This window comes from Pseudomonas cedrina subsp. cedrina, assembly GCF_001983175.1.
Lineage (GTDB): Bacteria > Pseudomonadota > Gammaproteobacteria > Pseudomonadales > Pseudomonadaceae > Aquipseudomonas > Aquipseudomonas cedrina.
Genome location: NZ_MNPW01000006.1, coordinates 187,682 through 211,800, shown reverse-complemented (window position 1 = coordinate 211,800; position 24,119 = coordinate 187,682). Strand labels below are relative to the sequence as shown.

19 protein-coding genes are annotated in these 24,119 nt (G+C 63.6%); 12 read left to right on the top strand and 7 right to left on the bottom strand.

What is annotated here, in order from left to right:
• Nucleotides 1–5: 5 nt before the first annotated feature.
• From BLL36_RS14310 to BLL36_RS14260, 11 genes are all read left to right on the top strand, one after another.
• Nucleotides 6–1,295 (top strand): DotU family type VI secretion system protein, encoded by a 1,290-nt coding sequence (locus tag BLL36_RS14310; RefSeq protein WP_076952060.1) that lies wholly within the window; start codon nucleotides 6–8, stop codon nucleotides 1,293–1,295.
• Nucleotides 1,292–4,792: a type VI secretion system membrane subunit TssM gene (gene tssM, locus BLL36_RS14305; RefSeq protein WP_076952059.1), complete on the top strand. Its 3,501-nt coding sequence runs from the start codon at nucleotides 1,292–1,294 to the stop codon at nucleotides 4,790–4,792. The genes BLL36_RS14310 and tssM overlap by 4 nt, the downstream gene beginning before the upstream one ends.
• Nucleotides 4,789–5,442, top strand: coding sequence for a type VI secretion system-associated protein TagF (gene tagF / locus BLL36_RS14300; protein WP_076952058.1), 654 nt, complete (start codon nucleotides 4,789–4,791; stop codon nucleotides 5,440–5,442). The genes tssM and tagF overlap by 4 nt, the downstream gene beginning before the upstream one ends.
• A complete protein-coding gene (locus BLL36_RS14295; protein ID WP_076952057.1) occupies nucleotides 5,443–6,162 on the top strand; it encodes a PP2C family protein-serine/threonine phosphatase in 720 nt (239 codons plus the stop codon).
• Nucleotides 6,159–9,128: a serine/threonine-protein kinase gene (locus BLL36_RS14290; protein ID WP_076952056.1), complete on the top strand. Its 2,970-nt coding sequence runs from the start codon at nucleotides 6,159–6,161 to the stop codon at nucleotides 9,126–9,128. The genes BLL36_RS14295 and BLL36_RS14290 overlap by 4 nt, the downstream gene beginning before the upstream one ends.
• Nucleotides 9,128–9,832, top strand: coding sequence for an ABC transporter ATP-binding protein (locus BLL36_RS14285; protein ID WP_076952055.1), 705 nt, complete (start codon nucleotides 9,128–9,130; stop codon nucleotides 9,830–9,832). The genes BLL36_RS14290 and BLL36_RS14285 overlap by 1 nt, the downstream gene beginning before the upstream one ends.
• Nucleotides 9,832–11,016 carry an ABC transporter permease family protein gene (locus BLL36_RS14280; protein ID WP_076952054.1) on the top strand — a complete coding sequence of 395 codons (1,185 nt, stop codon included), beginning with the start codon at nucleotides 9,832–9,834 and terminating at the stop codon, nucleotides 11,014–11,016. Before BLL36_RS14285 ends, BLL36_RS14280 begins: the two co-directional genes overlap by 1 nt.
• Entirely contained in the window at nucleotides 11,009–12,718 is a 1,710-nt protein-coding gene (locus BLL36_RS14275; RefSeq protein WP_076952053.1) for a formylglycine-generating enzyme family protein, read from the top strand. Before BLL36_RS14280 ends, BLL36_RS14275 begins: the two co-directional genes overlap by 8 nt.
• Nucleotides 12,719–12,802: 84 nt before the next feature.
• Complete coding sequence (gene tagQ, locus BLL36_RS14270; protein ID WP_076952052.1) at nucleotides 12,803–13,726, top strand: type VI secretion system-associated lipoprotein TagQ; 924 nt, start codon at nucleotides 12,803–12,805, stop codon at nucleotides 13,724–13,726.
• Between the two features lie 124 nt (nucleotides 13,727–13,850).
• Entirely contained in the window at nucleotides 13,851–14,225 is a 375-nt protein-coding gene (locus BLL36_RS14265) for a helicase (RefSeq protein WP_069077358.1), read from the top strand.
• Nucleotides 14,226–14,686: 461 nt separating this feature from the next.
• The gene (locus BLL36_RS14260) at nucleotides 14,687–14,992 is read left to right on the top strand and encodes a DUF3077 domain-containing protein (protein WP_076952268.1); all 306 of its coding nucleotides are present in this window, start codon (nucleotides 14,687–14,689) and stop codon (nucleotides 14,990–14,992) included.
• A 142-nt stretch (nucleotides 14,993–15,134) separates the two neighbouring features.
• Here the strand turns inward: BLL36_RS14260 and BLL36_RS14255 are convergent, their stop codons facing one another.
• The 6 genes from BLL36_RS14255 to exbB form a co-directional block, all read right to left on the bottom strand.
• On the bottom strand, nucleotides 15,135–16,535 hold the full coding sequence (locus BLL36_RS14255) for an aminoacyl-tRNA deacylase and HDOD domain-containing protein (protein ID WP_076952051.1): 1,401 nt from the start codon (nucleotides 16,533–16,535) through the stop codon (nucleotides 15,135–15,137).
• A 78-nt stretch (nucleotides 16,536–16,613) separates the two neighbouring features.
• Nucleotides 16,614–18,689, bottom strand: coding sequence for an ATP-dependent DNA helicase RecG (recG, locus tag BLL36_RS14250; RefSeq protein ID WP_076952050.1), 2,076 nt, complete (start codon nucleotides 18,687–18,689; stop codon nucleotides 16,614–16,616).
• A gap of 8 nt (nucleotides 18,690–18,697) precedes the next feature.
• Entirely contained in the window at nucleotides 18,698–19,618 is a 921-nt protein-coding gene (locus BLL36_RS14245) for a hydrogen peroxide-inducible genes activator (protein ID WP_076952049.1), read from the bottom strand.
• A 207-nt stretch (nucleotides 19,619–19,825) separates the two neighbouring features.
• On the bottom strand, nucleotides 19,826–20,575 hold the full coding sequence (locus BLL36_RS14240; protein WP_076952048.1) for a TonB family protein: 750 nt from the start codon (nucleotides 20,573–20,575) through the stop codon (nucleotides 19,826–19,828).
• The gene (exbD, locus tag BLL36_RS14235; RefSeq protein WP_003195519.1) at nucleotides 20,572–20,997 is read right to left on the bottom strand and encodes a TonB system transport protein ExbD; all 426 of its coding nucleotides are present in this window, start codon (nucleotides 20,995–20,997) and stop codon (nucleotides 20,572–20,574) included. The genes BLL36_RS14240 and exbD overlap by 4 nt, the downstream gene beginning before the upstream one ends.
• A gap of 6 nt (nucleotides 20,998–21,003) precedes the next feature.
• Nucleotides 21,004–21,960 (bottom strand): tonB-system energizer ExbB, encoded by a 957-nt coding sequence (exbB, locus tag BLL36_RS14230; protein WP_076952047.1) that lies wholly within the window; start codon nucleotides 21,958–21,960, stop codon nucleotides 21,004–21,006.
• Between the two features lie 187 nt (nucleotides 21,961–22,147).
• Between exbB and BLL36_RS14225 the strand changes: the two genes are divergently transcribed.
• Nucleotides 22,148–22,999, top strand: coding sequence for an SDR family oxidoreductase (locus BLL36_RS14225; RefSeq protein ID WP_076952046.1), 852 nt, complete (start codon nucleotides 22,148–22,150; stop codon nucleotides 22,997–22,999).
• 331 nt (nucleotides 23,000–23,330) lie between these two features.
• Here BLL36_RS14225 and BLL36_RS14220 read toward each other — a convergent pair whose 3' ends face one another.
• The gene (locus BLL36_RS14220) at nucleotides 23,331–24,074 is read right to left on the bottom strand and encodes a hypothetical protein (protein ID WP_076952045.1); all 744 of its coding nucleotides are present in this window, start codon (nucleotides 24,072–24,074) and stop codon (nucleotides 23,331–23,333) included.
• Nucleotides 24,075–24,119 lie beyond the last annotated feature (45 nt).

Sequence of the window (24,119 nt, the reverse complement as noted above, 5' to 3'; positions counted from 1 at the left end):
CCGCGATGCACCCCAACGATGATGACCGCACCCAGTTCATGCCGCGTCCGGGTGGCCGGGCGCCGGAACCTGCGCGTGCCGAGCCTGCGCCTTTGGCGATGCCGGCCGCGCCAATGCTCACCGGCAAGAGCCACGGCCTGAACCCGCTGGAAAGCGCCGCCGGCCCGCTGCTTGCCTTGCTGACGCGCCTGCGCAACACCATCGCCCATCCGGCGCCGGCCAGCCTGCGTGCGCAGTTGCTGGCCTACCTGCGCCAGTTCGAAGAGCGCGCCGAAGCCGCCGGCATCGCCCGCAACGAAGTGCTGCTGGCGCGCTACGCGCTGTGCACCGCGCTGGATGAAGCCGTGTTGAGCACACCCTGGGGCAGCACCAGTGATTGGGGTAAGCAAAGCCTGCTGATCACCGTGCACAACGAAGCCTGGGGCGGCGAAAAGGTCTTCCAGCTGCTTGAGCACTGCCTGCAAAGCCCGCGCGAACGCCTCTACCTGCTGGAGCTGTTGTACCTGTGCATGTGCCTGGGTTTCGAAGGCCGCTATCGCGTGATGAACGACGGTCGCAGCCAGCTGGAGGCCCTGCGCGAACGCACCGCCGCGGCCATTCGCAGCGCCCGTGGCGAACACGAGCGCGAACTGTCGCCGCACTGGGGCGGCGTGACCGTGGCGCGCGATCGCCTGGCGCAGTTCATGCCGCCCTGGATCGCCGTGGCCATCGGCTTGGCGCTGCTGTTGGCGCTGTTGTTCGTCTTGCGCATGTTGCTGGCGGCTGACGCCGAGCCGGTGTTCAAGAATATCCATGCGCTGGGCGAAATCCCGGTGCAGGCCATCGACCGCCCGGTGGCGCAGCCCAAAGTCATCGAACGGCCGCGCCTGGCGGGCTTCCTTGCTGAAGAAATCAAGGCCGGCCGCGTCGCCGTGGAAGATAAGGTCGACCGCTCGGTGGTGACCATTCGTGGCGATGAACTGTTCGCCTCCGCCAGCGCCAGCATCGTCGACGATTATCAGCCACTGATGCTGCGCATTGCCGACGCTATCCGCAAGGTCAAGGGCCAGGTGCGCGTTACCGGGCACAGCGACAACCGCCCGATTGCCACGCTGCGCTTTCCGTCCAACTGGGCCTTGTCCGAAGCACGGGCCAAGTCGGTGCTGGAGATTCTGGCGGCCAAGACCGGCCAGGCCGATCGCTTCAGTGCCGAGGGCCGCAGCGACACCGAGCCATTGGCGACCAACGCAACAGCCGAAGGCCGTGCCCGCAATCGTCGGGTTGAAATCACCGTATTGGCGGAGGGCGTCGAGTGAAGGCGTTGTTCAGTTTCATGATTCGCTGGGTGATCCCCGTGCTGGGCCTGATCGCCCTGAGCCTGATCATCTGGTTCGTCGGGCCGTTGCTCGATGTGCTGGTGCCGGAAGGACGCCGCTGGGCGCTGATCGTCCTGGTGTTTGCGCTGTGGATCGCCTACCGGGTGTTGCGCATCGTCCAGGCGCAGCGTCAGGCCGCCGAAGTGATGCGCAGCCTGGCCGCCGAAACCCCCGCAGACCCGAACAGCGTCGCCACGGCCGAAGAACTCACCACGCTGCGCCAGCGTATGGACGAGGCTCTGGCGCTGCTGAAAAAGGCCAAGCTCGGTGGCGATGAGCGCCGCAACCTTTATGAGCTGCCGTGGTACGTAATCATCGGCCCACCGGGCTCGGGCAAGACCACGGCGCTGGTCAATTCGGGGCTGCATTTCCCGCTGGCCGCGCAATTGGGCGCAGGCGCCGTGCGTGGCGTGGGTGGTACGCGCAACTGCGACTGGTGGTTTACCGATCAAGCCGTATTGCTCGACACGGCAGGCCGCTATACCACCCAGGACAGCAACTCCACGGTGGATAAAGCCGCGTGGCTGGGCTTTCTCGACCTGCTGAAAAAGCAGCGCTCGCGACGGCCCATCGACGGTGCATTCATTGCTATCAGCCTCTCGGACTTGCTGCTCGGCACCGACGCCGAGCGCGCCGCCCACGCCGCGGCGATCCGCCTGCGCATCCAGGAGCTGTACACCCAACTGGGCGTGCGTTTCCCGATCTACCTGATGCTGACCAAGCTCGACCTGGTGCCGGGCTTCATGGAGTTCTTCGACAACCTGAGCAAGGAAGACCGCGCCCAGGTGTGGGGCATGACCTTTGCCCTGGACGACGGCAAAAACAGCGACAGCCCGTTGGCGCACCTGCAAAGCGAATTCGCCGGCCTGGAACAGCGCCTCAACGAACGCCTGGTGGAACGCCTGCAACAGGAGCGCGACCCGGCGCGGCGCGACCTGATCTACGGCTTCCCGCAGCAGTTCGGCGCATTGAAGGATTGCCTGCAAAGCTTCCTTGAAGGCGTGTTCAAGCCCAATGCCTTTGAAGAGCGCGTGTTGCTGCGCGGTGTGTACTTCACCAGCGGCACCCAGGAAGGCAGCCCGATCGACCGCCTGATCGGCGCCATGGCCCAGAGCATGAACCTGGACCGTCAGCATCTGGCGCGCCAGAGCGGCACCGGGCGCAGCTATTTCATCGAAAAGCTGTTCACCGCCGTGGCGTTTGCCGAACGCGGCTTGGTGGGGGTGAACCCCAAGGTCGAACGGCGCCGCAAATGGATTGCGCGCGGTGTGCTGGCCGCCACCGTGGCATTGGTCGTGGTGGTCAGCGGCCTGTGGTGGGTGAGTTACCGCGCCAACCAGGCGTATATCGCGCAAGTCGACCAGAAGGTCGCGCCGCTGGGCCAGGCCGTGCAGAACCTGAGCCCGGCGCAGCGTGAAGTGCTCGCGGTGCTGCCATTGCTCAACGCGGTGAAGAACCTGGCGGGCGACTCGCCAAGCTGGTCCGAAGGCCTCGGCCTGTATCAGGGCGACATGCTTGAAGCCGAGTCGGCCAGTGTCTACCGCAAGCTGTTGATTGCCGTGTTTGCGCCACGCCTGGTGACCCGCATCGAAGAACAACTGCACGGCGGCGGCAATTCCGACTTCCTCTATGAAGGCCTCAAAGCCTACTTGATGCTCGCCGACACCGAGCATTATGACCCGGACTTCATCAAGGCCTGGATCGCCCTCGACTGGGACCGCAACCTGCCGCGCGACCTACCGGCCGATCAGCGCCAAGCCTTGGCCGGGCACCTGCAAGCCCTGTTCGAACGCCACCCGCCGAGTGCGCGCCTCGACCCGCGCCTGATCGACGATCTGCGCCGCCAGCTGCAACAGCTGCCGGTGGCGCAACGCGTCTACGACCGGGTCAAACGCCAGAAACTGCCGGAAGGCATTCCGGATTTTCGCATCAACGAAGCCGCCGGCCGTGATGCGGCACTGGTGTTCAGCCGCAAGAGCGGCAAGCCGTTGGGCGAACCGCTGAGTGGGTTCTTCACCGCCAAGGGCTATCGCCAGGCGTTCCTGTTGAGCAGCCTGAACCAGACCGGCACCCTGGCTGAAGAGCAATGGGTACTTGGCCACGAGCAGGCCGACCAGCAGAACGTAGCCAGCCTGGCCGCCGATGTGCGTCGTTTGTATTTCCAGGATTACCAGCGCCAGTGGGATGCCTTGCTGGCGGATATCGACTTTGTGCCGATCACCAGCGTGGCCCAGGCGGCCGATGTGCTGCGGGTGATTTCCGGCCCCACGTCCCCGCTGAAAAAACTGCTGGTGGCCGTGGCGAAGGAAACCGACCTGCAAGCTGAAGAACGCCAATTGGTCGCCAAAGGCGTGCCGGTGGAAGGCGGCGTCGACAAGCTCAAGGAGCGCCTCGGCAGCCTGCTCGGCCAGGAACAACCGAGCGCCAACGCACCTGCCGCCACGGATGACCCGGTGACGGCGCACTTTGCCGAACTCAACAGCATTGTCAGCAAGAACGAAGGCGAACCGGCGGCCATCGACGGTCTGCTCACCGATATGAACGCGCTGTATGTGCAGGTCAGCGCCATGGTCGGTGCCAGCGGCGATGCCTTGCTCGGCGAGGCGAAGAACCAGGCGGCGGCTGCGGCGACACGGGTCAGCCTGAATGCCGAACGCCAGCCGCCGCTGGTACAGGGCCTGGTCAAGTCAGTGGTCAACTCCACCACCAACAGCATGATGGGCGGGGTACGCAACCAGCTGAACGCAGCCTGGGTCAGCGAAGTGGTCAACGTGTATCGCCAGTCCCTGGCGGGGCGTTACCCGATGTCGCCGGGCAGTGCCCGTGACGCCACCCTGGATGACTTCGGCCAGTTCTTCGGAGTCGGCGGGGTGATGGACAATTACTTCCGCAAGTACCTGCAGCCCTACGTGGATACTTCGGCGCAGACCTGGCGCTGGCAACCGGGCGCGGCGCAGAAGCTGGGGATTGCACCGGGTGTGCTGCAAACCTTCCAGCGTGCCGCGACGATTCGTGACGCGTTCTTCAGGTCGGGGGGCACCCAGCCCATCGTGCGTTTCGAACTCAAGCCCGTGTCGATGGACCCGACCATCACCCAGTTCCTGCTGGACCTGGACGGCCAGCAATTGAGCTACGACCACGGCCCGAGTCGCCCGGTGGCGATGCAGTGGCCGAACCCCGGCAGCATTGGCGTGGTGCGCATTTCGATCATGCCGCCCTCGGCCAGCGGCCGCTCCGGCGTGACCCTGGACGGGCCGTGGGCCTGGTTCCGCCTGCTGGAGCAATCGGACCTCACCGCCGGTAATTCGCCGGACCGCTTCAACCTGCGCCTGCGCGTCGACGGTGCGAGCATCGCCTACGAGCTGCGCGCCAACAGCGCCTTCAACCCGTTCAAGAGCCGCGTGCTCAGCGGCTTCAGCCTGCCGGAGCGGCTATGACGACGCTGGGTTTCTACGGCAAGTTGGCCAGTCGTGGGGATTTCGTCAGCCGTGCCTTGCCCCAGAGTTTCGTCGGCCCGTGGGACAACTGGCTGGCGGCGGGGTTGCTCGCCAGCCAGGACAGCCTGGGCGGCGAGTGGCTTAACGTGTATCTGGTCAGCCCGTTGTGGCGCTTCGTGCTGGCGCCGGGCGTGTGCGGGCCGGACGCGGCGGCGGGCGTGGTGATGCCGAGCATCGACCGGGTCGGACGCTACTTCCCGCTGGCGGTGGTGGCGTTGCTCGATCACGACACCAACCCGGCATCCTTGGTGGGCGGGCCCGATACTTGGTTCGAACAGGCCGAAGCGTTGCTGCTCAGTACGTTGGATGCTGGCGCGACCTTCGAACGGTTCAATGACGGCCTCGATCACTTGGGCCTGCCGGCCACTGAACCACGTGCGGTAGACAGCCGCTTCGCCGGCCTGCAACGCATGGCCGCTACCGAGCCGCATCAGCGCCTGGCCGCGCTGGCGGAGCAGGCCTGCGAGGGTGCGAGCTTGTGGTGGGGCCGTGGTTCGCAGCGTATTTCCCCCGGTTTATTGCGGTGTCAGGGCCTGCCTGCCGCCGGCGATTTTGCGCAGTTTTTGCTCGGACAAGAAGGTGTGGTGTAGATGGGCGCGACGTACAAATCGGCGAGCAAAAGCCATGTGGGCATGGTGCGCCAGGTGAATGAAGACGCTTGCCTGGACCTGCCGGAGAACCGCCTGTGGGTGGTGGCTGACGGCATGGGCGGACACGCGGCGGGCGATTACGTCAGCAGCCTGATCGTCGACAGCCTGCGCAGTGTGCCGCTGGGGCGTTCTTTGGAGGAATACTCGGCGGCGTTGCGCAATGACCTGATCCGCATCAACGCCGCCGTGCGCGAAGAAACCGCCAACCGTGGCGTGACCATGATGGGCAGCACCGTGGTGCTGCTGGCCGCCCGGGGCTTGCGCGGCGTGTGCCTGTGGGCAGGTGATAGTCGCCTGTACCGCCTGCGCGACGGGGTGTTGGAGAGCCTTTCGCGCGATCACAGTTATGTGCAGGACCTGCAAGACAGCGGCCTACTCAGCGAGGCCGACGCCCGCAGCCATCCGCGCGCCAATATCGTCACCCGCGCCGTCGGTGTGGAAGCCCAGCTTGAAGTGGCGGTGCTCGACCTGTTGATCGCCCCCGGTGACAGTTACCTGCTGTGCAGCGACGGCCTGAACAAGACCATTGAAGACCATGAGATCCGCGAAGTCCTCAGCCATGATGCGCCGGATGAAATCGTGCGCAGCCTGGTGCACCTGGGGCTCAACCGAGGCGCGCCGGACAACATCACCGCCATCGTCGTGAAGGTATCGTCATGAACATTGTCATCCCTGGTTATGACATCGAAGGCGAGATCGGCGAAGGCGCCATGGCCAGCGTCTACCTGGCGACCCAGCGTTCGCTGGAGCGCAAAGTGGCGCTCAAGATCATGGCGGCGGCACTGGCCGCCGACCCGACCTTTTGCGAGCGTTTCCTGCGCGAGGGCAAGACCCTCGCGCGCCTGTCGCACCCGCACACCGTGACCATCCATGACATCGGCAACGTCGGTGAGCTGTATTACATGGCCATGGAATACCTGCCCAACGGCACGCTCAAGGAGCGCATTGCCGCCGGCCTGACGCCGGAACAGGGTGTGACGCTGATCCGCCAGATTGCCTCGGCGCTGGGCTATGCCCATGCCCAAGGCCTGGTGCACCGCGATGTGAAACCGGCGAACATTCTGTTCCGCGCCGATGGCACGGCAGTGCTGTCGGACTTCGGCATCGCCAAGTCGCTGGATGATCGCACCCAATTTACCCAGGCCGGGTTCGCCGTGGGCACGCCGAGTTATATGAGCCCTGAACAGGCGCGCGGCCAGGAGATCGATGGCCGCGCGGACCTGTATGCGCTGGGCGTGGTGCTCTACGAGATTCTGGTCGGCGAGCTGCCTTACCGTGGCACCGATGCGCTTTCGACGGCACTCGCGCACCTGACTGAGCCGTTGCCGGAATTGCCGGTGCACCACGGCCGCTACCAGGAGGTGCTGCGCAAGTTGCTGGCCAAGGACCCGGCGGAGCGTTTCGCGGATGCGGCGGCGTTGCTGCGGGCTCTGGATAACCTGCCGGGGGAGTCGCCGGAGGCCACGCTGGTACGACCGCTGCCGATCCCGATGAGTTTTGATTTGGCCGGCATCACCCCGCAATCCATCGAGATACCCACCGACAAACCCCAGGCGGCGCGCCAGCAGGTGGTGACGCCGACGCAGCACCCTGCAGTGTCCGAGCAGCGCCGTGGACCGGTGTTGGCGTTGGCCGCCGTTGCAGTGGCGGTGGCGTTGGCCATTGGTGGCGCCAGTTATTGGTGGTTGAGCGCCGGCGATGAGCCTGCCAAGCCGCCCGCTGCGGTGCTGCCGAAGGTGACGCCACCACCGCCTGCGGTCGCTGAAGTCGACGGCGGTCAGCGCCCGCTGTTGATGGCGGGCAAGAAAACCCTGTTTCAACGCGTCCTCAGCAAACCGGGGGCCAAGCTCTCGAATGAAGCGGGCAGCGCCGCCGGCAAAGCCCTGCCGGCGTTCTCGGTGCTCTACGTTTACCAGCGCAAAGACGTCGACGGCAGCCCGTGGGTGCGTGTCGGTGCTGCCACCGACGGGCGCAGCGATGGTTGGCTGCCGGCGGCCCAGGTCAGCGACTGGAAACAGAGCCTGGTACTGAAGTTCACCGAACGCTCGGGCCGGGCGCCGGTGATGTTCCTGCGCCAACCCAGCGAGGTGGAAAAACTGCTGGCCGATCCTGCGGCGGCCAAAGGTGCATTGGCCAAGGCGCAGAAGAACAGCGAAGACAATAGCCAGATCCTCGCCCTGGAACCGACCGCCAGCGCGGTGCCGCAGAACCAGTTCTACCTGCTGCCGATTTTCGATTCCAAAGAGAGCTTCGACGAGAACGGCCAGCCGGTCCAGTTGCTCAATGTGGCCTCCATCGATCCTGGCAGCAGCGCCGCCAAACCGTCCACGCCGGTGATCAATGCAAATGCCGATGCGTTCCGCACGGCCGTTGTTTTGGTGGTCGACACCACCGTGTCGATGCAACCTTACATCGACCAGATCCGCGACGTGGTGCACGAGCTGCAAACCCGCATCGGCGAGCGCGGCGAGTTGGACAGCGTCAGCTTCGGCATGGTGGGTTTTCGCAACAGCATCAAGAAGACCCCAGGCCTGGAGTACGTGGCCAAGACCCTGATCACCCTCGACCAGGGCCGCGACCCGCAACGCTTCCTTGACATGGCGCGCCAGGTCAAAGCGTCCAGCGTGTCGAGCCATTCGTTCAACGAAGACGCGTTCGCCGGGGTGATGCAAGCGGTGAACGGCATGGATTGGTCCGGTTACGGCGGGCGCATCATCCTGCTGGTCACTGATGCCGGTGCACTGCGCAAGAACGACCCGTTTGCCACGACCCAAATGAACGAAGCCGAAGTGCGCCAGGCTGCGCTGGGCAAGCAGATCAAGATCTATGCCCTGCATCTGCGCACCGACGCCGGCAAGAAAACCCATGCCGGTGCCGAGAGCCAATACCGCATCCTCACCGCCGACGCCAACCCGCAGATCGGCGACCTCTACACGCCGGTGCCCGGTGGCGATGTACGCAAGTTGGGGGAACGCGTGGATGAAGTCGGCACGGTATTCGCCAACCTCGTGCACCAGGTGCGCAGCAATACGCCGCAGCCGGTGCCGTTGCTGAACAGCGCGCCTAGCCTTGCGGATAAATCCGCGGCGGTCGGTTATGCCATGCACATGGACTTTCTCGGTCGCAAAAGCGCGAGCCAGGCGCCGCAACTGGTCAGCGCCTGGACCGCCGACCGCGACCTGACCAACCCGGCGCTGCCGGCGTTCCAGGTGTGCGTGATGCTGACCAAATTGCAGCTCAACGACCTGCAGCAGTCGCTGAAGCTGATCGTCGATGCCGCGCGCAAGACCCAGACGTCACCCAAGGGTTTCTTCCAGGAAATCGCCAGCGCTTCGGCCTACATGAGCCGCGATCCACAAGCCCTGCGCAAGGGCGGCAACCTGGCCGACGGCGGCATTCTTGGCGAATACCTGGAAGGCCTGCCGTACCGCAGCAAGTCGTTGAACATGACCCAGGACCTGTGGTTGTCGTTGAGCGTGGCCGAGCAGGAAGACTTCATCGACGAGCTGGATTCGAAAATCCGCCTGTATGAAACCTTCCATAACGACCTGGCCAACTGGGTCCGTTTCGGCGACGCCGAACCGGGCGATGCGTTGTACCGCGTGCCGTTGTCGACGCTGCCGTGATGTTGAACCTGAGCGCGGTGCACAAGAGCCGGGGCGTCGGTAGCCAGCGCTACAGCCTGGTGATCCCGGCGCTGGCGCTGCGCGCGGGTGAGCAAGTGGCGATTGTCGGGCCGAGCGGCTGTGGCAAGAGCACCTTGCTGGACCTGTTGGCGTTGGTACTGGCGCCGGATCAGGTCGGGCAATTTGAATTCAACCGGCAGGACATCGCCGGGTTGTGGCGGGCGGATAAGCAATCCAACTTAGCCGCGCTGCGCAGCGAGCATTTGGGCTATGTGCTGCAAACCGGCGGCTTGCTGGGTTTTCTCGATGTGCGCGGCAATATCGCGCTGTCCCGGCAACTGCTGGGCTTGACGGACGATGGCAGCGTGGCGCGCCTGGCCGAGCAATTGGAGATCGGCGATCAGTTGGCCAAGAAGCCGGCTGCGCTTTCGGTGGGCCAACGCCAGCGGGTCAGCTGTGCCCGTGCGTTGGCCCATGCGCCGCAACTGGTGCTGGCGGACGAACCGACGGCCTCACTCGACCCCTTGAACGCCGAGCGTGTGATGCACGCCTTGCTGGCCCAGGCCCGCGAGCACCGTGCCGCCTGTGTGATCGCCACCCATGACGAGCCGCTCGCCCGCGCCAGTGGCTTGCAGGTGCGGCGCATCAGTTGCCGTCGCGACACCGACGGCGGCGTCACCGCCACCCTCGGGGAGGCGTGCTGATGCGCATCGGTCTGGTGACGTCGCTGGCCTGGCAGGACTATCGCAACGATGCCTGGCTGTCCGCCTGTTCGGTACTGGCGCTGGTCGCCGTCATCGCGCCGTTGCTGGTGTTATTCGGCCTGAAGTTTGGACTGGTTAGCAGTTTGACCGAACGTTTGCAGACCGACCCCGCCACCCGTGAAATTATTCCGCTGGGCGGTGGTCGATTCAGCAGCGTCTTTATCGAGCAACTCGGCCAGCGCACTGATGTGGCGTTTGCGTTACCGCGTACGCGGCAGATTGCGGCGACGGCGCAGGTGGGGACGTTGGCCCTGGAAATGCTGCCGACCGCGACCGGTGACCCATTGCTCGCCGGCCTACCGGTGCCAAGGGGCCTGGACCAGATCGTATTGAGCCACACCGCCGCCGAGAAGCTGGCCGCGCGGCCTGGGGATTGGCTGCAAGCCAGCTTTGCGCGGCAAGTGGCGGGGCGCGTGGAGGCCCAGCGCACAGGCGTGCAGGTGCTGGCGGTACTGCCGTTGGAAGCCTTTGCCCGTGACGGGTTGTTTGCCGATTTGCGGCTGCTGGAAGCCGTTGAAGATTACCGCGATGGCCGTGCAGTACCGACATTGGGGTGGGCCGGCGATGAGGTGGGTGTGAGCGAGCAGCGTGTGTATCCGGCGTTTCGCCTGTATGCGCGCAGCCTCACCGACGTGGAGCCGCTGCGCGTGTTTTTCGCCGGGCAGAATCTGCTGGTGTCGACCCAGGCGCAGACCATCGCGCAGGTGCAGTCGTTGAGCCGCAATCTGTCGATTGTGTTTTGGGTAATCTGTGGGCTGGCGCTGGCCGGGGCATTCGCGGCGATCTTTGCTGGCGCGCTGGCAGCGGTGGCGCGCAAGCGGCGGGAATTGTCGGTGTTGCGCCTGTTGGGGTTTTCCACCGGTGGGCTGTTGTTGTTTGTGGTGCTGCAGGCGCTCTATAGCGCAGGCTTTGCCGCCGTGCTCAGCGCCGGGCTGTATGGCCTGGCCGAGGCGGGTTTGAATAAATTATTCGTGCAGGTGCCGGGCGAACACGCCAGCCGCCTGCTGGCGCATCATTACGGCCTGGCCCTGGTTGCAGTCCTCGGCGTCAGCGCCGTGGCGGCGGCCTGTGGCGGTTGGCGAGTGGCGCGTATCCAGGCTTCTGAAGGAATCAGAGATGTATAAGTTACTGGGCGCCTGTGTGGCGCTGACCCTGGCTTCGATGGCCTGGGCCGATGAAGCGAGCGACAAGCTCGACAACCCCAAGCCGTTGCCGGATGACGTGAGCCTGCCGCTGCCGTGCGAAGGCAATATGGTGTTCCGCTATGCCTACGTATTGGCCCAGGGCACCCTGGACGACCGCGAGATCAGCCTCGGCTACCCGTTTTCCGAAGGTGAGGCGGGCTATCAGCAGTCGTTTATTTCCGGTTACCGCCGCGATTTCATCAACGGCCAGTTCACCCTCAAGGACTTGCCCAAGGACTGGAATAAAGTCGTCGCGCCGCTGATGCCGAAGACCGACGCCAAGACCCCGCTCAAGCCCATGCTGTACTTCATCGGCAAGTACGAAGTGACTGCGCGCCAGTACGCCCAGGTCATGTCCCAGGCGCAGTCCCTGGCCAGCGGCGAGCCGGCGCCGGCGTGCGATGCACCCACTGGCATGGCTGGGCGTTTACCCAAGGTGAAGCTGTCGCGCTTTGAAGCCGAGCGTTTCTCGGCGGTATACAGCGCCTGGTTGATGAAATACCACCGCGAGCTGTTGCCGGTGAGTGGACGCGGTTCGTCGGCCGAAGACGGCGGCCTGGGTTTCGTGCGCCTGCCTACCGAAGTGGAATGGGAATTCGCCGCACGCGGTGGCCAGGCCGTGAGCCGTCAGGACCTGGAAGGGCGGCTGTTCCCGCGCCGCGTCGAAGGCAGCGAAAGCGACGGCCCGCTCGGCGATTACGCCGTGTTCAATCAGGTCGCCGGCGGCACCGGCCAGGCCGCGCGCCTGATGCCCATCGGCACCAAATTGCCCAACCCGATCGGCCTGTTCGATGTGATCGGCAACGCGGCGGAAATGGTCCAGGAGTCGTTCCAACTGGTGCACGCCGGGCGTCGCCAGGGCACCTATGGCGGCTTTGTGGTCAAGGGCGGCAATTACCTGGAAGGCGAGGGCACGTTGTTCACCGGCATGCGCCGCGAATACCCATTGTTCGCTGCCGACGGCACCGAGCAAAGCAACGAGACCACCGGCTTCCGGGTGGCGATTGGCGCGCTGTCGGCGCCGCGTTCGCGCTACAAGGAGCTGTTCGCCCAGTGGCAGAAAGAGGGCCGCCTGGCGTCGCTGACCGATGCCATCGATGACGCCCAGGACCCGACCAAGCGCCTGGACAGCATTATCGCCGCCAGCGTCGACCCCAAGCTGCAAGCCGAGTTGGGGCTGGTCAACGAAGAGCTCAAGCGCAACGTCTCGCTGATCGCCCAGCAACGCGAGGAAGCGGCGGGCAACCTGATTCAGTCGGCCGCCCTGGTGGCGGAGACCATCGCCAACTACAACATCCGCCTGGCCAACCTGCAAAAGAGCCGACAGCAGGCCATCGACGCCAAGGATGAGCCCAGCGCGAAGCTGTTTGACATAGCCCTTGCCAATGGCCGCAGCGCCCTCGACGGCGCGGTGGCGATCTATATCGACAACCTGGCCACCGGCACGCGCTACACCGATGCGGTGATCCAGGCGCAGTTTCAACGGATCAAGGAAGAGTTGGATCGCAAGCCTGTGCTCGGCAAGAGCCTGGTAACGCGCGCAACACTGTTCGTTCGCCATGTCGGCGACTACCGCAAGCAACAGCGGGCCGACCCGGCAACGATCTTGAAGGAATTGCTCGCAGCGAGCGGTCAGCGATGATCGCTGGCTGTATGGCGAGCTTGGAAGGGACTCAGGCGGCGGTGGGCCGTGCTGGGCAAGTCAAACTTAAACGAGAACACACCTATGCTTTTTTCCCGTAAGGCGGTTTCCAAGCGTCACTTGCTGCTGATCGCGGCCGGTTTCAGCACTGTGCTGACCGGTTGCGCCACGTCGCCGGCCTCCAAGGTCGCGTCGAGCACCAAGGTCGAGTACTACCCCAACTGCTACGAGCCGGTGCAGCACTTGCGTGCGACCGATTCGAACATGACCCAGTCGGTCGTGACCGGCGCGGCCATCGGCGCGGCGGGCGGTGCATTGCTCGGTGCATTGACCGGCGACAAAGAAAAACGCGGTCGTAACGCGGCCATCGGTGCCGCCGGCGGCGCCCTGGCGGGCGGCGCTGCGGGTTACTACACCGAGCGTCAGAAGCAGATCGCCGATGACAATCAACGCATTGCGTCCTACGCGACTGACGTCAACAAACGCGCCTCCGACATCGACCGCAGCACCGCTTACGCCAAGGCGTCGCAGCAGTGCTATCAGAACGCGTTCACCAAGCTGGTGGCCGACCGCAAGGCCAAGACTGTCAACGACAGCGAAGGCCGCAAGCGCCTGGCGGAAATCGTTTCGGGCCTGAAAGAGTCCAATGACCTGATCGTCGCGGTCAACGGCAAAGCCGCCGAAGACCTCAACAACTACACCCAGGCATACGAGAAAGACCTGCAGCAGGTCGGCGTACAACGTGCCGACGTGGTCACCGTCGCCACCGCCGACACCACATCGGTGACTCCGCCGGCCAAAGGCAAGAAAATCGTCAAACCGGCGAAAAAGAAAGAATTGCCAGTGGTGCCACAAGAAGCAGTGACCACCGAGAAGAGCCTCCAGACCGTGCAGGCCAAGCAAGCTGAAAGCAAACAGGTTGCCAGCGCGGGTGATTCGCAGCTCAAACTCAACTGCACCAATCCAAACCTGGCCGACTGGGCGCCAGTGCCGTGCCCTAACGTTTAAGTAACATGCTGCTATAAGCGTCAAACGCCAGCCGATCTTCCGCTAATGCGCAAGATCGGTGGCGTTCTTTTAGCAAATCGTTAAACTGCTGCGGCCACTCAATAATTACACCGAGGCCGTGTGCATGAAATTTCGTCTTCTGTTGTGGGTGCTGGGCCTGATGATGGGCAAAGCCAGCCGCACCAATCCTGCCTTCCAGCAGCAACTGGGTGACAAAGACCTGGCCTTCCAGCTGCAGACCCTCGACGGCAAGGTTGCCCGCCACTTCATCGTCAAAGACCAGCGCATCACCAGCCGCTCGGGTGTCCACCCTGCGCCGGCGTTTGCTATTGCCTTCAAGGATGCCGCCTATGGCTTCGCCACGCTGCAGGCGAAGAACAAGCAACTGGCGTTCATGACGGGAATCCAGGACAAATCGATCCAGATCAAGGGCAACCCGGCGCTGGTGATCTGGTTCCAGGGGTTGACCAAGTATTTGAAGCCGAAGAAAAAGAAGTAGGGCTTCAGTCAGGCCGAGGTGACTTCATCGCAGGCAAGCCAGCTCCCACAGGTGGCGGTGTTCCAACTTTGGAATGCGGTCAATTGTGGGAGCTGGCTTGCCTGCGATAGCGGTGTAACAAGCAACAGAGTTGTCCCTGGCTCACCGCCTTCGCATCAACCAGAAAGATCCTACTCACTCTACAAGTTGCAGCCCAAAGCCCATCGCGCTAACCTCCCTCGCGTCGCTGCTCATCAGCGACCGGGCCTGGAAACCCGATGCTTAAGGACGCTACAGCGTCGTCAAACAATCAGCAGGCGCTTTTTTTATGCCTGATGTTTGTGCTTTTTGGCGGCTGTGCGTGGGAGACCCTCGGGTCTGCCGGGTTCCTTTTGCCTCGGTTTCCAGCCCGCGTACAGCTGCCACCTTTCGCCTGGAAACGTTCGGGGCAGCTCTTTTTGTTCATGCAAAGGGAGTTAGTTATGCCTTACGAAACACCTTTTACCCTCACCTCAACAAAAACCATTGGCGCCGCCACCTTCGCAGACTGTGGCGAGAACAAAAGCGATTTAAAGCTCTTCCGTGTAAACGCAGGCGTCCCGCTTCGGGAAGCTGTCGAACACGCCGCGCATGTGCTTGGCCTGGCGCAGATGCTCTCGCTTGAGGCCGCCATGGATCCCCGGGCGGAGAGGTTCGCGTTCGCCGCGCATTATCTGTGCGAAATGGGCAAAGCGATTCTTGATGATCTGCTTCTGGCGGTAGAGCCAGGTAAACCAGCTGCGCAGTAAATAGGGCTGAGGGGCTTCAGTCAGACCGAGTTGAATTCATCGCAGGCAAGCCAGCTCCCACAGGTGACCGAGTTCCAACTTTGGAATGCGGTTAATTGTGGGAGCTGGCTTGCCTGCGATAGCGGTCCGACAGGCGACGGATTCAGCCCTGGCTGAACTGGGACGCCAACTCCCGCAACAACACCTCTGCATCCAACACCTTGCCCACCACTTCCTCAGCCTTGTCACGGCTCAACCCCAACCGCTCCAGCAATGCATCCGGAATCGCTTCATCCGGCCCCGAGCCGATGCCGCGGCTGCGCAACAGGCGCACGGCCAGGCACACCAGGTTCGGGTACTCGGCATATTGGCCGTCGTACGTCGGGTCGTGCTGGAAGCGCAGGGCGGTGGACAGTTCGTCCGGCATGTCCCAGTAACGCATCAGCCAGGCACCGATCTGTTCGCGGCTGATGCCCAGCAAGTGTTGCTCGACGTAGCTGTGGCACAGGTGCGGGTTGACCTCCAGGTGCCGGCAGATCAGCGAGAAGTGCGGCGGGAACACGTGGGCCAGCAGCAGATAACCGAAGTTGTGCAGCAAGCCGGCCAGGTAGGTCAGGCCGGCTTCCGGGCGCTGGGCGCGGGGCATGGCGCGGGTCAGGCCTTCGATCACGGCGGCGGTGTAGATGGATTGGTGCCAGTACGGCGTGGCCTGGTGCGGGTGGTCCTTGGGCAGGCTCAGGGTCTTGCCCAAGGCCAGGCCCAGCGCCAGGTTGATCACCAGGTCAAAACCCAGCACGCGCACGATCGCGTCTTCCACCGAGCGGATCTTGCCCGGCGACGCGTAGTACGGCGACGCCGCCCAGCTCACGACCTGCGCGGCCAGCGCGGGGTCGGTTTCCACCACGCTGGTGATGTCATCGATGGTGGCGTTGGGGTCGACGCGCAGCTTGATGATCTTTTGCGCAGTGTCCGCCAGCGGTGGGATCTCGATCGTCGCTTCCAGGCGCTGCTGGATACGGCGCGCGGTGAACGCCTGCATCGCCTGGGTGATTTCCTCGCGGTCGTCGTTCGGACGGTCGAGGTTGGGACGAATGTTGCTCAGCGGCTCGCCAAAATGCGCGGCGCTGGCCTTGGTGAGCATGGTCTTGAAGGCGTCGCTGGGGATGTCCAGCAGTAACCCGGCTTCGCCCGAGTGCACCAGCAGGCTCGGCTCGTCGAGCAGGCTGCCTTCGTACAGGCACGGCGAACTGGTGAGGGGCGGCAGGCCCGGCAGCAGGCTCAGGTCATGCTTGTCCAACATGCGCCTGACGCGATCCGGCGACACGGCCGTGAGGCGGCGCCCGGTGAGCTCGGTGAGGCGGTTGAGGTCGAGCAACTGGCTCTGCGGAAATAGCACCATCAGCGCACCCACCGCGTCTTCCAGCAAAACGGCCTGGACCTTTCGTGCAGGATTCAGGCCCGGTAGATCGGCGACTTCCGCGTAGGGGACGGCGAGTTTTGCGAGCAGAGCCCGAATGACCGGCGGGGCGGTCAGTGGGGCTGTGGCGAGGGCGACTTCTGACATGGCCTGATCCAATTTCGTACAGTCGTCGAAGTATAACCAGCTTGACACACCTGTAGGTCGGTTAAGTGCGTCGGGGCGTCACACTTGACCGTATTGCTGCCCGTGCCTGAGCCAGCGATCCAGCAACGGGCTGACATGTTCCGGCCAGCGCTCCATCAACGCTTGCGCCGCATCGCGCACGGCGGGGAGCAAGTCGGCGTCGCGCATCAGGTCGGCCACCTTGAATTGCAGCAGGCCGGTCTGGCGAGTGCCGAGCATTTCGCCGGGGCCGCGCAGCTCGAGGTCTTTTTCGGCGATGACAAAACCGTCGTTGGTTTCACGCATGATGCCCAGGCGCTGACGGCCGATCTGTGACAACGGCGGGTGGTAGAGCAGCACGCAATGGCTGGCCGCGCTGCCCCGGCCGACACGACCGCGCAACTGGTGCAGTTGCGCGAGGCCCAGGCGCTCCGGGTTTTCGATGATCATCAGGCTGGCGTTGGGCACGTCCACCCCCACCTCGATCACCGTGGTGGCCACGAGTAATTGCAGGTTACCCGCCTTGAATTCGGCCATCACCGCCGCCTTTTCCGCAGGTTTCATGCGGCCGTGGATCAGCCCGACCTTGAGTTCACCGAGGGCGCTGGTGAGGTCTTCAAAGGTGGTTTCGGCCGCCTGGCAGGTCAGTTCTTCGGATTCCTCGATCAGCGTGCACACCCAGTACGCCTGGCGGCCTTCGGCGCAGGCGCCGCGCACGCGCTCGATCACCTCGACACGCCGGGTGTCGGTGACCAGCACGGTGTTGACCGGCGTGCGGCCTGGCGGCAGTTCGTCGAGAATCGAGGTGTCGAGGTCGGCGTAGGCACTCATCGCCAGGGTCCGTGGGATCGGCGTGGCCGTCATGATCAGTTGGTGCGGGTTCATGCGTCCGCCCACCCCTTTCTGGCGCAGGGCCAGGCGCTGTTGCACGCCGAAGCGGTGCTGTTCGTCGATGATCACCAGGGCGAGGTTCTTGAACTGTACTTCATCCTGGAACAGCGCGTGGGTGCCCACCACCATCGGTGCACCGCCGGCGATCTGTTCCAGTGCCGCCGCGCGGACCTTGCCCTTGAGTTTGCCGGCCAGCCACGCGACCTCCAGGCCCAGCGGTTCGAGCCAGCGCTTGAAGGTGATGAAATGCTGCTCGGCAAGGATTTCGGTGGGCGCCATCAGCGCCACCTGGTAACCGGCTTCCAAGGCCTGCAGGGCGGCGAGGGCGGCGACCACGGTTTTGCCTGCGCCGACGTCGCCCTGGATCAGCCGCAGCATCGGTTCGTTCTGGCTGAGGTCGTAGGCGATTTCATTGCCGACGCGCTGCTGGGCGCCTGTCGGCGCAAAGCCCAGGTTGGCCAGGTATTGAGCAGGCAAGCGCGTGGCCTTGGGCATCGCCGGCGCACGCAGGGAACGCATGCTTTCGCGCAGGCGTTGCTGGGACAGTTGGTGAGTCAGCAGTTCTTCAAAGGCCAGGCGGTGCTGGGCCCAGTGATGACCCAGTGCCAGTTCGTCGACATCGGCATCGGCCGGCGGGTGATGCAGGTAGCGAATCGCATCGTCCAGCGGCGCCAATTGATAGTCGCGGGCTAGTTCCAGGGGCAACCAGTCGGGCAGGCTTTTCGGGCCCAGCAGGGCCAGGGTCTGCATGCACAGTTGGCGCAGGCGTTGCTGGGTCAGGCCTTCGGTGAGCGGGTAGATCGGTGTGAGCGTGGTGTCGACCGGCGGCGGTTCGTCGCCAGTGATGGCGCGGTATTCCGGGTGATAGATCTCCAGGCCCGATGCACCGGGCCGCGCTTCGCCGTAGCAGCGCACGCGGGTGCCACGTTTGAGGCCTTCCTTTTGCGCGTTGCTGAAGTGATAGAAGCGCAGGCTCAGGCCGCCGGTGCCGTCCTGCAGGCGCACCACCAGGCTGCGGCGCTTGCCCATCACCACATCGGCGCCACTGACGGTGCCCTCGACCACCGCGTCCTGCCCTGGGCGCAACTGGCCGATGGGCACCACGCGGGTTCGGTCCTGGTAGCGCAGGGGCAGGTGGAACAGCACGTCCTGGAGGTTCTCCAACCCGACCTTGGCCAGTTTCTCGGCCATGGCTTCACCGACACCCTTGAGTGCCGTTACCGACACCTGCGACAGCTCAGTCATACCCTGGCTCAGCTCGCAGCAGTCGGCTTGGCCACCGAGCAGAGTCGGATCGAGTCGGCGAGGATTTCAATCGCTTTGGGCCGTGGGAAGCTGGCGCGCCAGGCGATCGCGACGGTGCGGAACGGCACCGGTGGCGTCAGTGGGCGCACTTCGATCACGCCGGGGGCGTAGTGATGGCTGTCTACAGCCGACAACGGCAGGATCGATATGCCCAGGCCCGAAGCGACCATGTGACGAATGGTTTCCAGAGAGCTGGACTCCACGGTGGTGTGCTTGGCGCCGTCGTTGCCCTTGGTCAGGGTCGGGCAGGCTTCCAGCACCTGGTCGCGGAAGCAGTGGCCTTCGCCGAGCAGCAGCAGGCTCTTGTCGTTGAGCAGGCCGGCGTCGATGGTGGCTTTTTGCGTCCAGGGGTGGGAAGCGGGCATCAGTACGTAGAAAGGCTCGTCATAGAGCGGCAGGGTCAGTACGTCTGCCTCATTGAACGGCAGGGCGATGATGATCGCGTCCAGCTCGCCGTTGCGCAGTTTGTCGCGCAGCACGTGGGTGAAGTTTTCTTCGATATACAGCGGCATCTGCGGCGCGACGCGGTGCAGTTGCGGGATCAAGTGCGGGAACAGGTACGGCCCGACGGTGTAGATGGCGCCGACCTTCAGCGGTGCGGTCAGTTGGTTCTTGCCGGCCTGGGCCAGTTCGCGAATGCTCTGCGCTTGCTCCAGCACCTTTTGGGCCTGGGCCACGATGCCTTCGCCCACCGGGGTCAGGCGCACGGCGCTCTTGCTGCGCTCGAAAATCAGCACACCGAGTTCGTCTTCAAGTTTCTTCACGCCCACCGACAGCGTCGGCTGACTGACGTGGCAACGCTCGGCCGCGTGGCCGAAGTGCTGCTCTTGGGCGAGGGTAACGATGTAGCGTAATTCTGTAAGAGTCATAGCGGGCGTCCATGAGGTTGCGGGCCAAGCATACCGGCTGCAATCGATAGACGCACGTTATCAGAAGTTGGGTGGGGATTGAGCGGCGAATTCCGGGGATTTTACTGAAGCGATGTTGTGGGAGCTGGCTTGCCTGCGATGCAGACACCTCGGTGTATCAGGCAGTTCGAGGTGATGCTATCGCAGGCAAGCCAGCTCCCACAGTGGTTAGCGGCGGCGCTTCTCGATGTTGTACACGAACGGTGCAACGATTTCGATGCTGCCACCTTTGAGCATGTCGGCCGGAGGCTTGGGCAGCGGCTGGGCACGACGGATCATGTCCAGTGTGGCGCGGTCCAGGTCGGCGTTGCCGGAACGGCCCACCAACTCGTAGGACAGCACGTTGCCGTCGGCATCCACCACGAACTTCAGGCGGTTCAACCCTTCCTTGCCACGGGCCTGGGCACCTGGCGGGTACTTCTTGTACTTCTGCAAGTGCGCCAGCAGCGTGCCTTCCCAGGACGCCTTGGCGGCGATTTGTTGTGGCGACGGGCCAGGAACGGGCTGGGCCGATTTTTCAGCAGGCGCCTGGGTCGGTGGTGTTTCGCTCGGCGGGTCCTCGGACGGCTTCTCCTTGGGCGGCTCGATCTTTTTCTCCACAGGCTTGGGCGGCTGCGGTTTGGGCTTTGGCTTGACCGGCTTGGGCACCTGGATAGTCGGCTTGGGTGCCTCGGCCAGTTTCGGCAGGGGCAGCTCTTCCACCGGTGCAGGCGGTTGCGGCGGCGTTACGACCTTGGGCGGTGCCGGCGGCGGTGGTGCTGGCATCGGTGCCAGGTCGATGACCATGGCAGCCGGGGGCAACTGCACCGTGCGCGGCGCCGACCAATGAAGCGCGATCGCGATCGCGACGGCATGCACGCCCAGCACGACGGCGAGGCTGGTGCCATAACGCGTCAGTTTGTGGCGCGTCGTGATCATTTCTTGGCTGCCGTCTCAAGTCCGACCAGGCCTACCTTGAGGTAGCCGGCTGCCCGCAGGGCATCCATTACGCTCATCAGGTCGCCGTAGTCCACGCCCTTGTCGGCCTGGAAGAAGATCGTCGTGTCTTTCTTGCCTTGGGTCTTGGCGTCCAGCACCGGGCCCAGGGTTTCAGCCTTGACTTCTTCTTCGCCCAAGAACAGGCGTTGATCCGCCTTGACGCTGAGGAAGATCGGTTTCTCCGGCCGCGGCGCCGGCTTGGCGCTGGACGCGGGCAGGTCGACCTTGATGTCCACGGTCGCCAGCGGCGCCGCCACCATGAAGATGATCAGCAGCACCAGCATCACGTCGATAAACGGCGTGACGTTGATTTCGTGGTTCTCGACGAGTTCGTCGTCGCCTTGATTCAAATGCAGGCCCATGGCCGATTACCCCACTTTCACCATGTGCGGTTGCGAGCTGCGCTCGGTAGGCAGGTGATCGAGGTCGCGGCTGACCAGCAGCAGGACTTCCGCCGACGCGTCCGATACCTGGGCCTTGTAGCCGGCGATCGAACGGGCGAAGACGTTGTAGATCACCACCGCAGGAATCGCCGCAACCAGGCCCAAGGCTGTCGCCAGCAGGGCTTCGGCGATGCCTGGGGCAACGACGGCGAGGTTGGTGGTCTGGGTTTTGGCGATGCCGATGAAGCTGTTCATGATGCCCCACACGGTACCGAACAGGCCGACGAACGGCGCAGTTGAACCAATGGTCGCTAGCACGCCGGTGCCGCTGCTCATGTTGCGACCGCAGGCCGCTACCAGGCGCTCCAGGCGGAAGGCAACACGTTCCTTGATGCCTTCTTTTTCGCGGGCGTTGGCCGATAGGCGCATTTCTTCCAGCGCGTCGTGCACCAGGGTATTGGCCAGGGTGCCTTTCTTGGTCGCGCTCTCGCTGGCTTCCTTGAGGGTGGTGGCTTTTTTCAGGTGGACGATTTCGTTACGCAGGCGGCGCTTGGCGCCCAGCAGCTCGAAGCCCTTGGCGATCCAGATGGTCCAGGTGATGATCGAGGCGATGGCCAGGCCGATCATGACGGCTTTTACCACTACGTCAGCGTTCTGATACATGCCCCATGGCGACAGGTCATGGGCCATGCCCAGTGTGTTGTCTTCTTCCAGCACTACGCCGGTGTCATCGGCAGTGGCAGGCGCGGCCGGGGTGGCGGCGGGCGCGGCAGGTGTGGCTGCATTCTGCTCGGCGGCGGCCGGAGCGGCGGGTGCCGTGGCATCCGCGAAGGCGGCGGTCGGTGCCAGCAAAACGCTGAACAGCAGCGCAGCAATCGCGCGCCAGGCGCGGGATGGGCTGTGAAGCTTGGTTGGCGAAGCGGGGTTTGTCATACGTGTCATGCTGGCCGGACCTGAGTAAAAAAATGAGTGATCGTCCTTCCAGACCCTGGGGGTCGAGGACAAATGGGCGGTTATTATTGCAAGTAATTCTTGTTAACTAAAGTAATACAGTAACTTTATTTGTGCTTTTTATGGCCGCCGGTCTGCTGTGACCGCTAATCTAGACCTTTCAGTACGGAGTTTTGTGATGTCAGCGCCTTCTGTTGTGATTGCCGGTTGTGGCGATGTGGGTAGCCGGCTGGCTAGCCAATTGCTCGTCTCTGGATGGGAGGTTCATGGCCTGCGGCGTGATATTTCACGGCTGCCCGACGGGGTGATCGGCATTGCCGGCGACCTGTTCAGCAAGGATTGCCCCGACACCTGGCCCATCGGCGGGGTGGATTACCTGGTGTACTGCGCCGCCGCGACAGACCACGACGAGGCCGGCTATCGCGCGGCTTACGTCCAAGGGTTGAAACATGTGCTGGAATGGCTCGGCGACTATGGCCAGGAGCCGAAACACCTGCTGTTTGTGTCCAGCAGCAGCGTCTACGGGCAGCAGAATGGCGAATGGGTCGACGAAACGTCGCCGACTCAGGCGAAGGGGTATTCCGGGCAGGTGATGCTGGAGGCTGAGCAAGTGGCCCTCAATAGCGGCATCCCGGCCAGCATCGCGCGCCTGACCGGTATTTATGGACCGGGCCGCGAATGGCTGCTGACTCAAGTGCGCCAAGGCTACCGTGTAGCAGTCGATCCACCTTTATATGGCAACCGGATTCATGCGGACGACGCAGCGGGCTTGCTGGCCTTTTTGTTGCGGCATGTGGAAAAGGGCGGTTCGCTGGACAAGGTCTACATCGGCGTCGACGATGCGCCCGCGCCGCTGGCAGAAGTGGTGGCGTGGTTGCGTGAGTACCTGGGTGTAACAGAGTGGGCCGAGGATGCCAGCGTGCGGCGTGCCGGCAGTAAACAGTGCAGCAACGCGCGCATCAAGGCGCTGGGCTGGGCACCGACCTATCCGACTTACCGCGAAGGATATGCCGCTATTCTCAAAGGCTGAAACGCGGTTAAAAAATGTGGGAGCTGGCTTGCCTGCGATGGTGGCGTCACATCGAGCAAGGATGGTGACGGATAAACCGCTATCGCAGCATAGGTATCTACACATTTTTGTAGTGAGCGGGCTTGTCCCGCGCTGGGTGGCGAAGCCGCCCCAATAAAGACACCGCAGAGTTTCAGATAGAACAAGGTCGCCTGGGTTGGGGCCGCTTCGCAGCCCAGCGCGGGACAAGCCCGCTCACTACACGGAGATTTGTCAGCCTTTGAAAGTTGTGTAGATACCTATGGCTATCGCAGGCAAGCCAGCTCCCACATTTGGATTTGGGCGAGGCTGGTTATTGCTTTTCAAGCAGCCATTGGCGCGGGCCTGGGGTGAACTGAGGCACCTCATCCGTCTGCGCCGTATTGATCGCCTGGAAGATTTCCAGCTGCTTGCCCTTGCGCGTAAAAATCCAAGGGTTGCCCTGGCCATTCAGTTGCAGCCAGATGCTGTCATAGCCGCCGCTCATGGAGGCGCAATCGCCCGCCAGGCATAGGGAATACCGATCAACCCTGGGCAGGCCGACCACTTTGCCGTCGGCCTGGAACTGCACGATGGCGCCGTTACCAAAGCCGTCGGTGATCTTCCAGTCGCCGCCCATGTAAGCCGCATAAAGCGCCCGCTCGAAGTTGGCACCCAATGGCGCGCCTTCCGGAGCCGGGTCTTTGGAACGGGCAAACAGCTGCTCAGGCTCGTTGTCGTTGGCCACTTGCAGCAGTTGTTTGCCTTTGCGCTTGAGTTCGGTGGCGGAGCTGCCGTAGAAATCCACGCTCCAGGCGTCGGATTTTCCACCCAGCAACTTGCCTTCCGCTACTTCAAAGCCGTTGTAGTAGCGCGCCTGCGAGGCCTTGGTATTGACCTCCCACTCGAGGTTCGGGCCATAGCTCTGCAGGGCTTCGCGCAAAGGGCCGCCCTTGGCTGCCGCATCGATGGCGACCTGGTTGATCCAGGTGCCGCTCACATCCAGGTCGGCAGGGTTGCTGGCGCAGCCGCCGAGCAACAGGGCGAGCATGGATGAGGCTACAAGCGCTTTGCGCATCATGAAATCCTTTTAAAACGAATTCGGCGCAGCCTATGGGGGGCT

What these genes read in the sequence shown, in the direction of transcription:
- BLL36_RS14310 (WP_076952060.1), top strand. Translation starts at nt 6, where the DNA reads ATGCACCCCAACGATGATGACCGCACCCAGTTCATGCCGCGTCCGGGT.
- tagF (WP_076952058.1), top strand. Translation starts at nt 4,789, where the DNA reads ATGACGACGCTGGGTTTCTACGGCAAGTTGGCCAGTCGTGGGGATTTC.
- BLL36_RS14295 (WP_076952057.1), top strand. Translation starts at nt 5,443, where the DNA reads ATGGGCGCGACGTACAAATCGGCGAGCAAAAGCCATGTGGGCATGGTG.
- BLL36_RS14290 (WP_076952056.1), top strand. Translation starts at nt 6,159, where the DNA reads ATGAACATTGTCATCCCTGGTTATGACATCGAAGGCGAGATCGGCGAA.
- BLL36_RS14285 (WP_076952055.1), top strand. Translation starts at nt 9,128, where the DNA reads ATGTTGAACCTGAGCGCGGTGCACAAGAGCCGGGGCGTCGGTAGCCAG.
- BLL36_RS14280 (WP_076952054.1), top strand. Translation starts at nt 9,832, where the DNA reads ATGCGCATCGGTCTGGTGACGTCGCTGGCCTGGCAGGACTATCGCAAC.
- BLL36_RS14275 (WP_076952053.1), top strand. Translation starts at nt 11,009, where the DNA reads ATGTATAAGTTACTGGGCGCCTGTGTGGCGCTGACCCTGGCTTCGATG.
- tagQ (WP_076952052.1), top strand. Translation starts at nt 12,803, where the DNA reads ATGCTTTTTTCCCGTAAGGCGGTTTCCAAGCGTCACTTGCTGCTGATC.
- BLL36_RS14265 (WP_069077358.1), top strand. Translation starts at nt 13,851, where the DNA reads ATGAAATTTCGTCTTCTGTTGTGGGTGCTGGGCCTGATGATGGGCAAA.
- BLL36_RS14260 (WP_076952268.1), top strand. Translation starts at nt 14,687, where the DNA reads ATGCCTTACGAAACACCTTTTACCCTCACCTCAACAAAAACCATTGGC.
- BLL36_RS14255 (WP_076952051.1), bottom strand. Translation starts at nt 16,535, where the DNA reads ATGTCAGAAGTCGCCCTCGCCACAGCCCCACTGACCGCCCCGCCGGTC.
- recG (WP_076952050.1), bottom strand. Translation starts at nt 18,689, where the DNA reads ATGACTGAGCTGTCGCAGGTGTCGGTAACGGCACTCAAGGGTGTCGGT.
- BLL36_RS14245 (WP_076952049.1), bottom strand. Translation starts at nt 19,618, where the DNA reads ATGACTCTTACAGAATTACGCTACATCGTTACCCTCGCCCAAGAGCAG.
- BLL36_RS14240 (WP_076952048.1), bottom strand. Translation starts at nt 20,575, where the DNA reads ATGATCACGACGCGCCACAAACTGACGCGTTATGGCACCAGCCTCGCC.
- exbD (WP_003195519.1), bottom strand. Translation starts at nt 20,997, where the DNA reads ATGGGCCTGCATTTGAATCAAGGCGACGACGAACTCGTCGAGAACCAC.
- exbB (WP_076952047.1), bottom strand. Translation starts at nt 21,960, where the DNA reads ATGACACGTATGACAAACCCCGCTTCGCCAACCAAGCTTCACAGCCCA.
- BLL36_RS14225 (WP_076952046.1), top strand. Translation starts at nt 22,148, where the DNA reads ATGTCAGCGCCTTCTGTTGTGATTGCCGGTTGTGGCGATGTGGGTAGC.
- BLL36_RS14220 (WP_076952045.1), bottom strand. Translation starts at nt 24,074, where the DNA reads ATGCGCAAAGCGCTTGTAGCCTCATCCATGCTCGCCCTGTTGCTCGGC.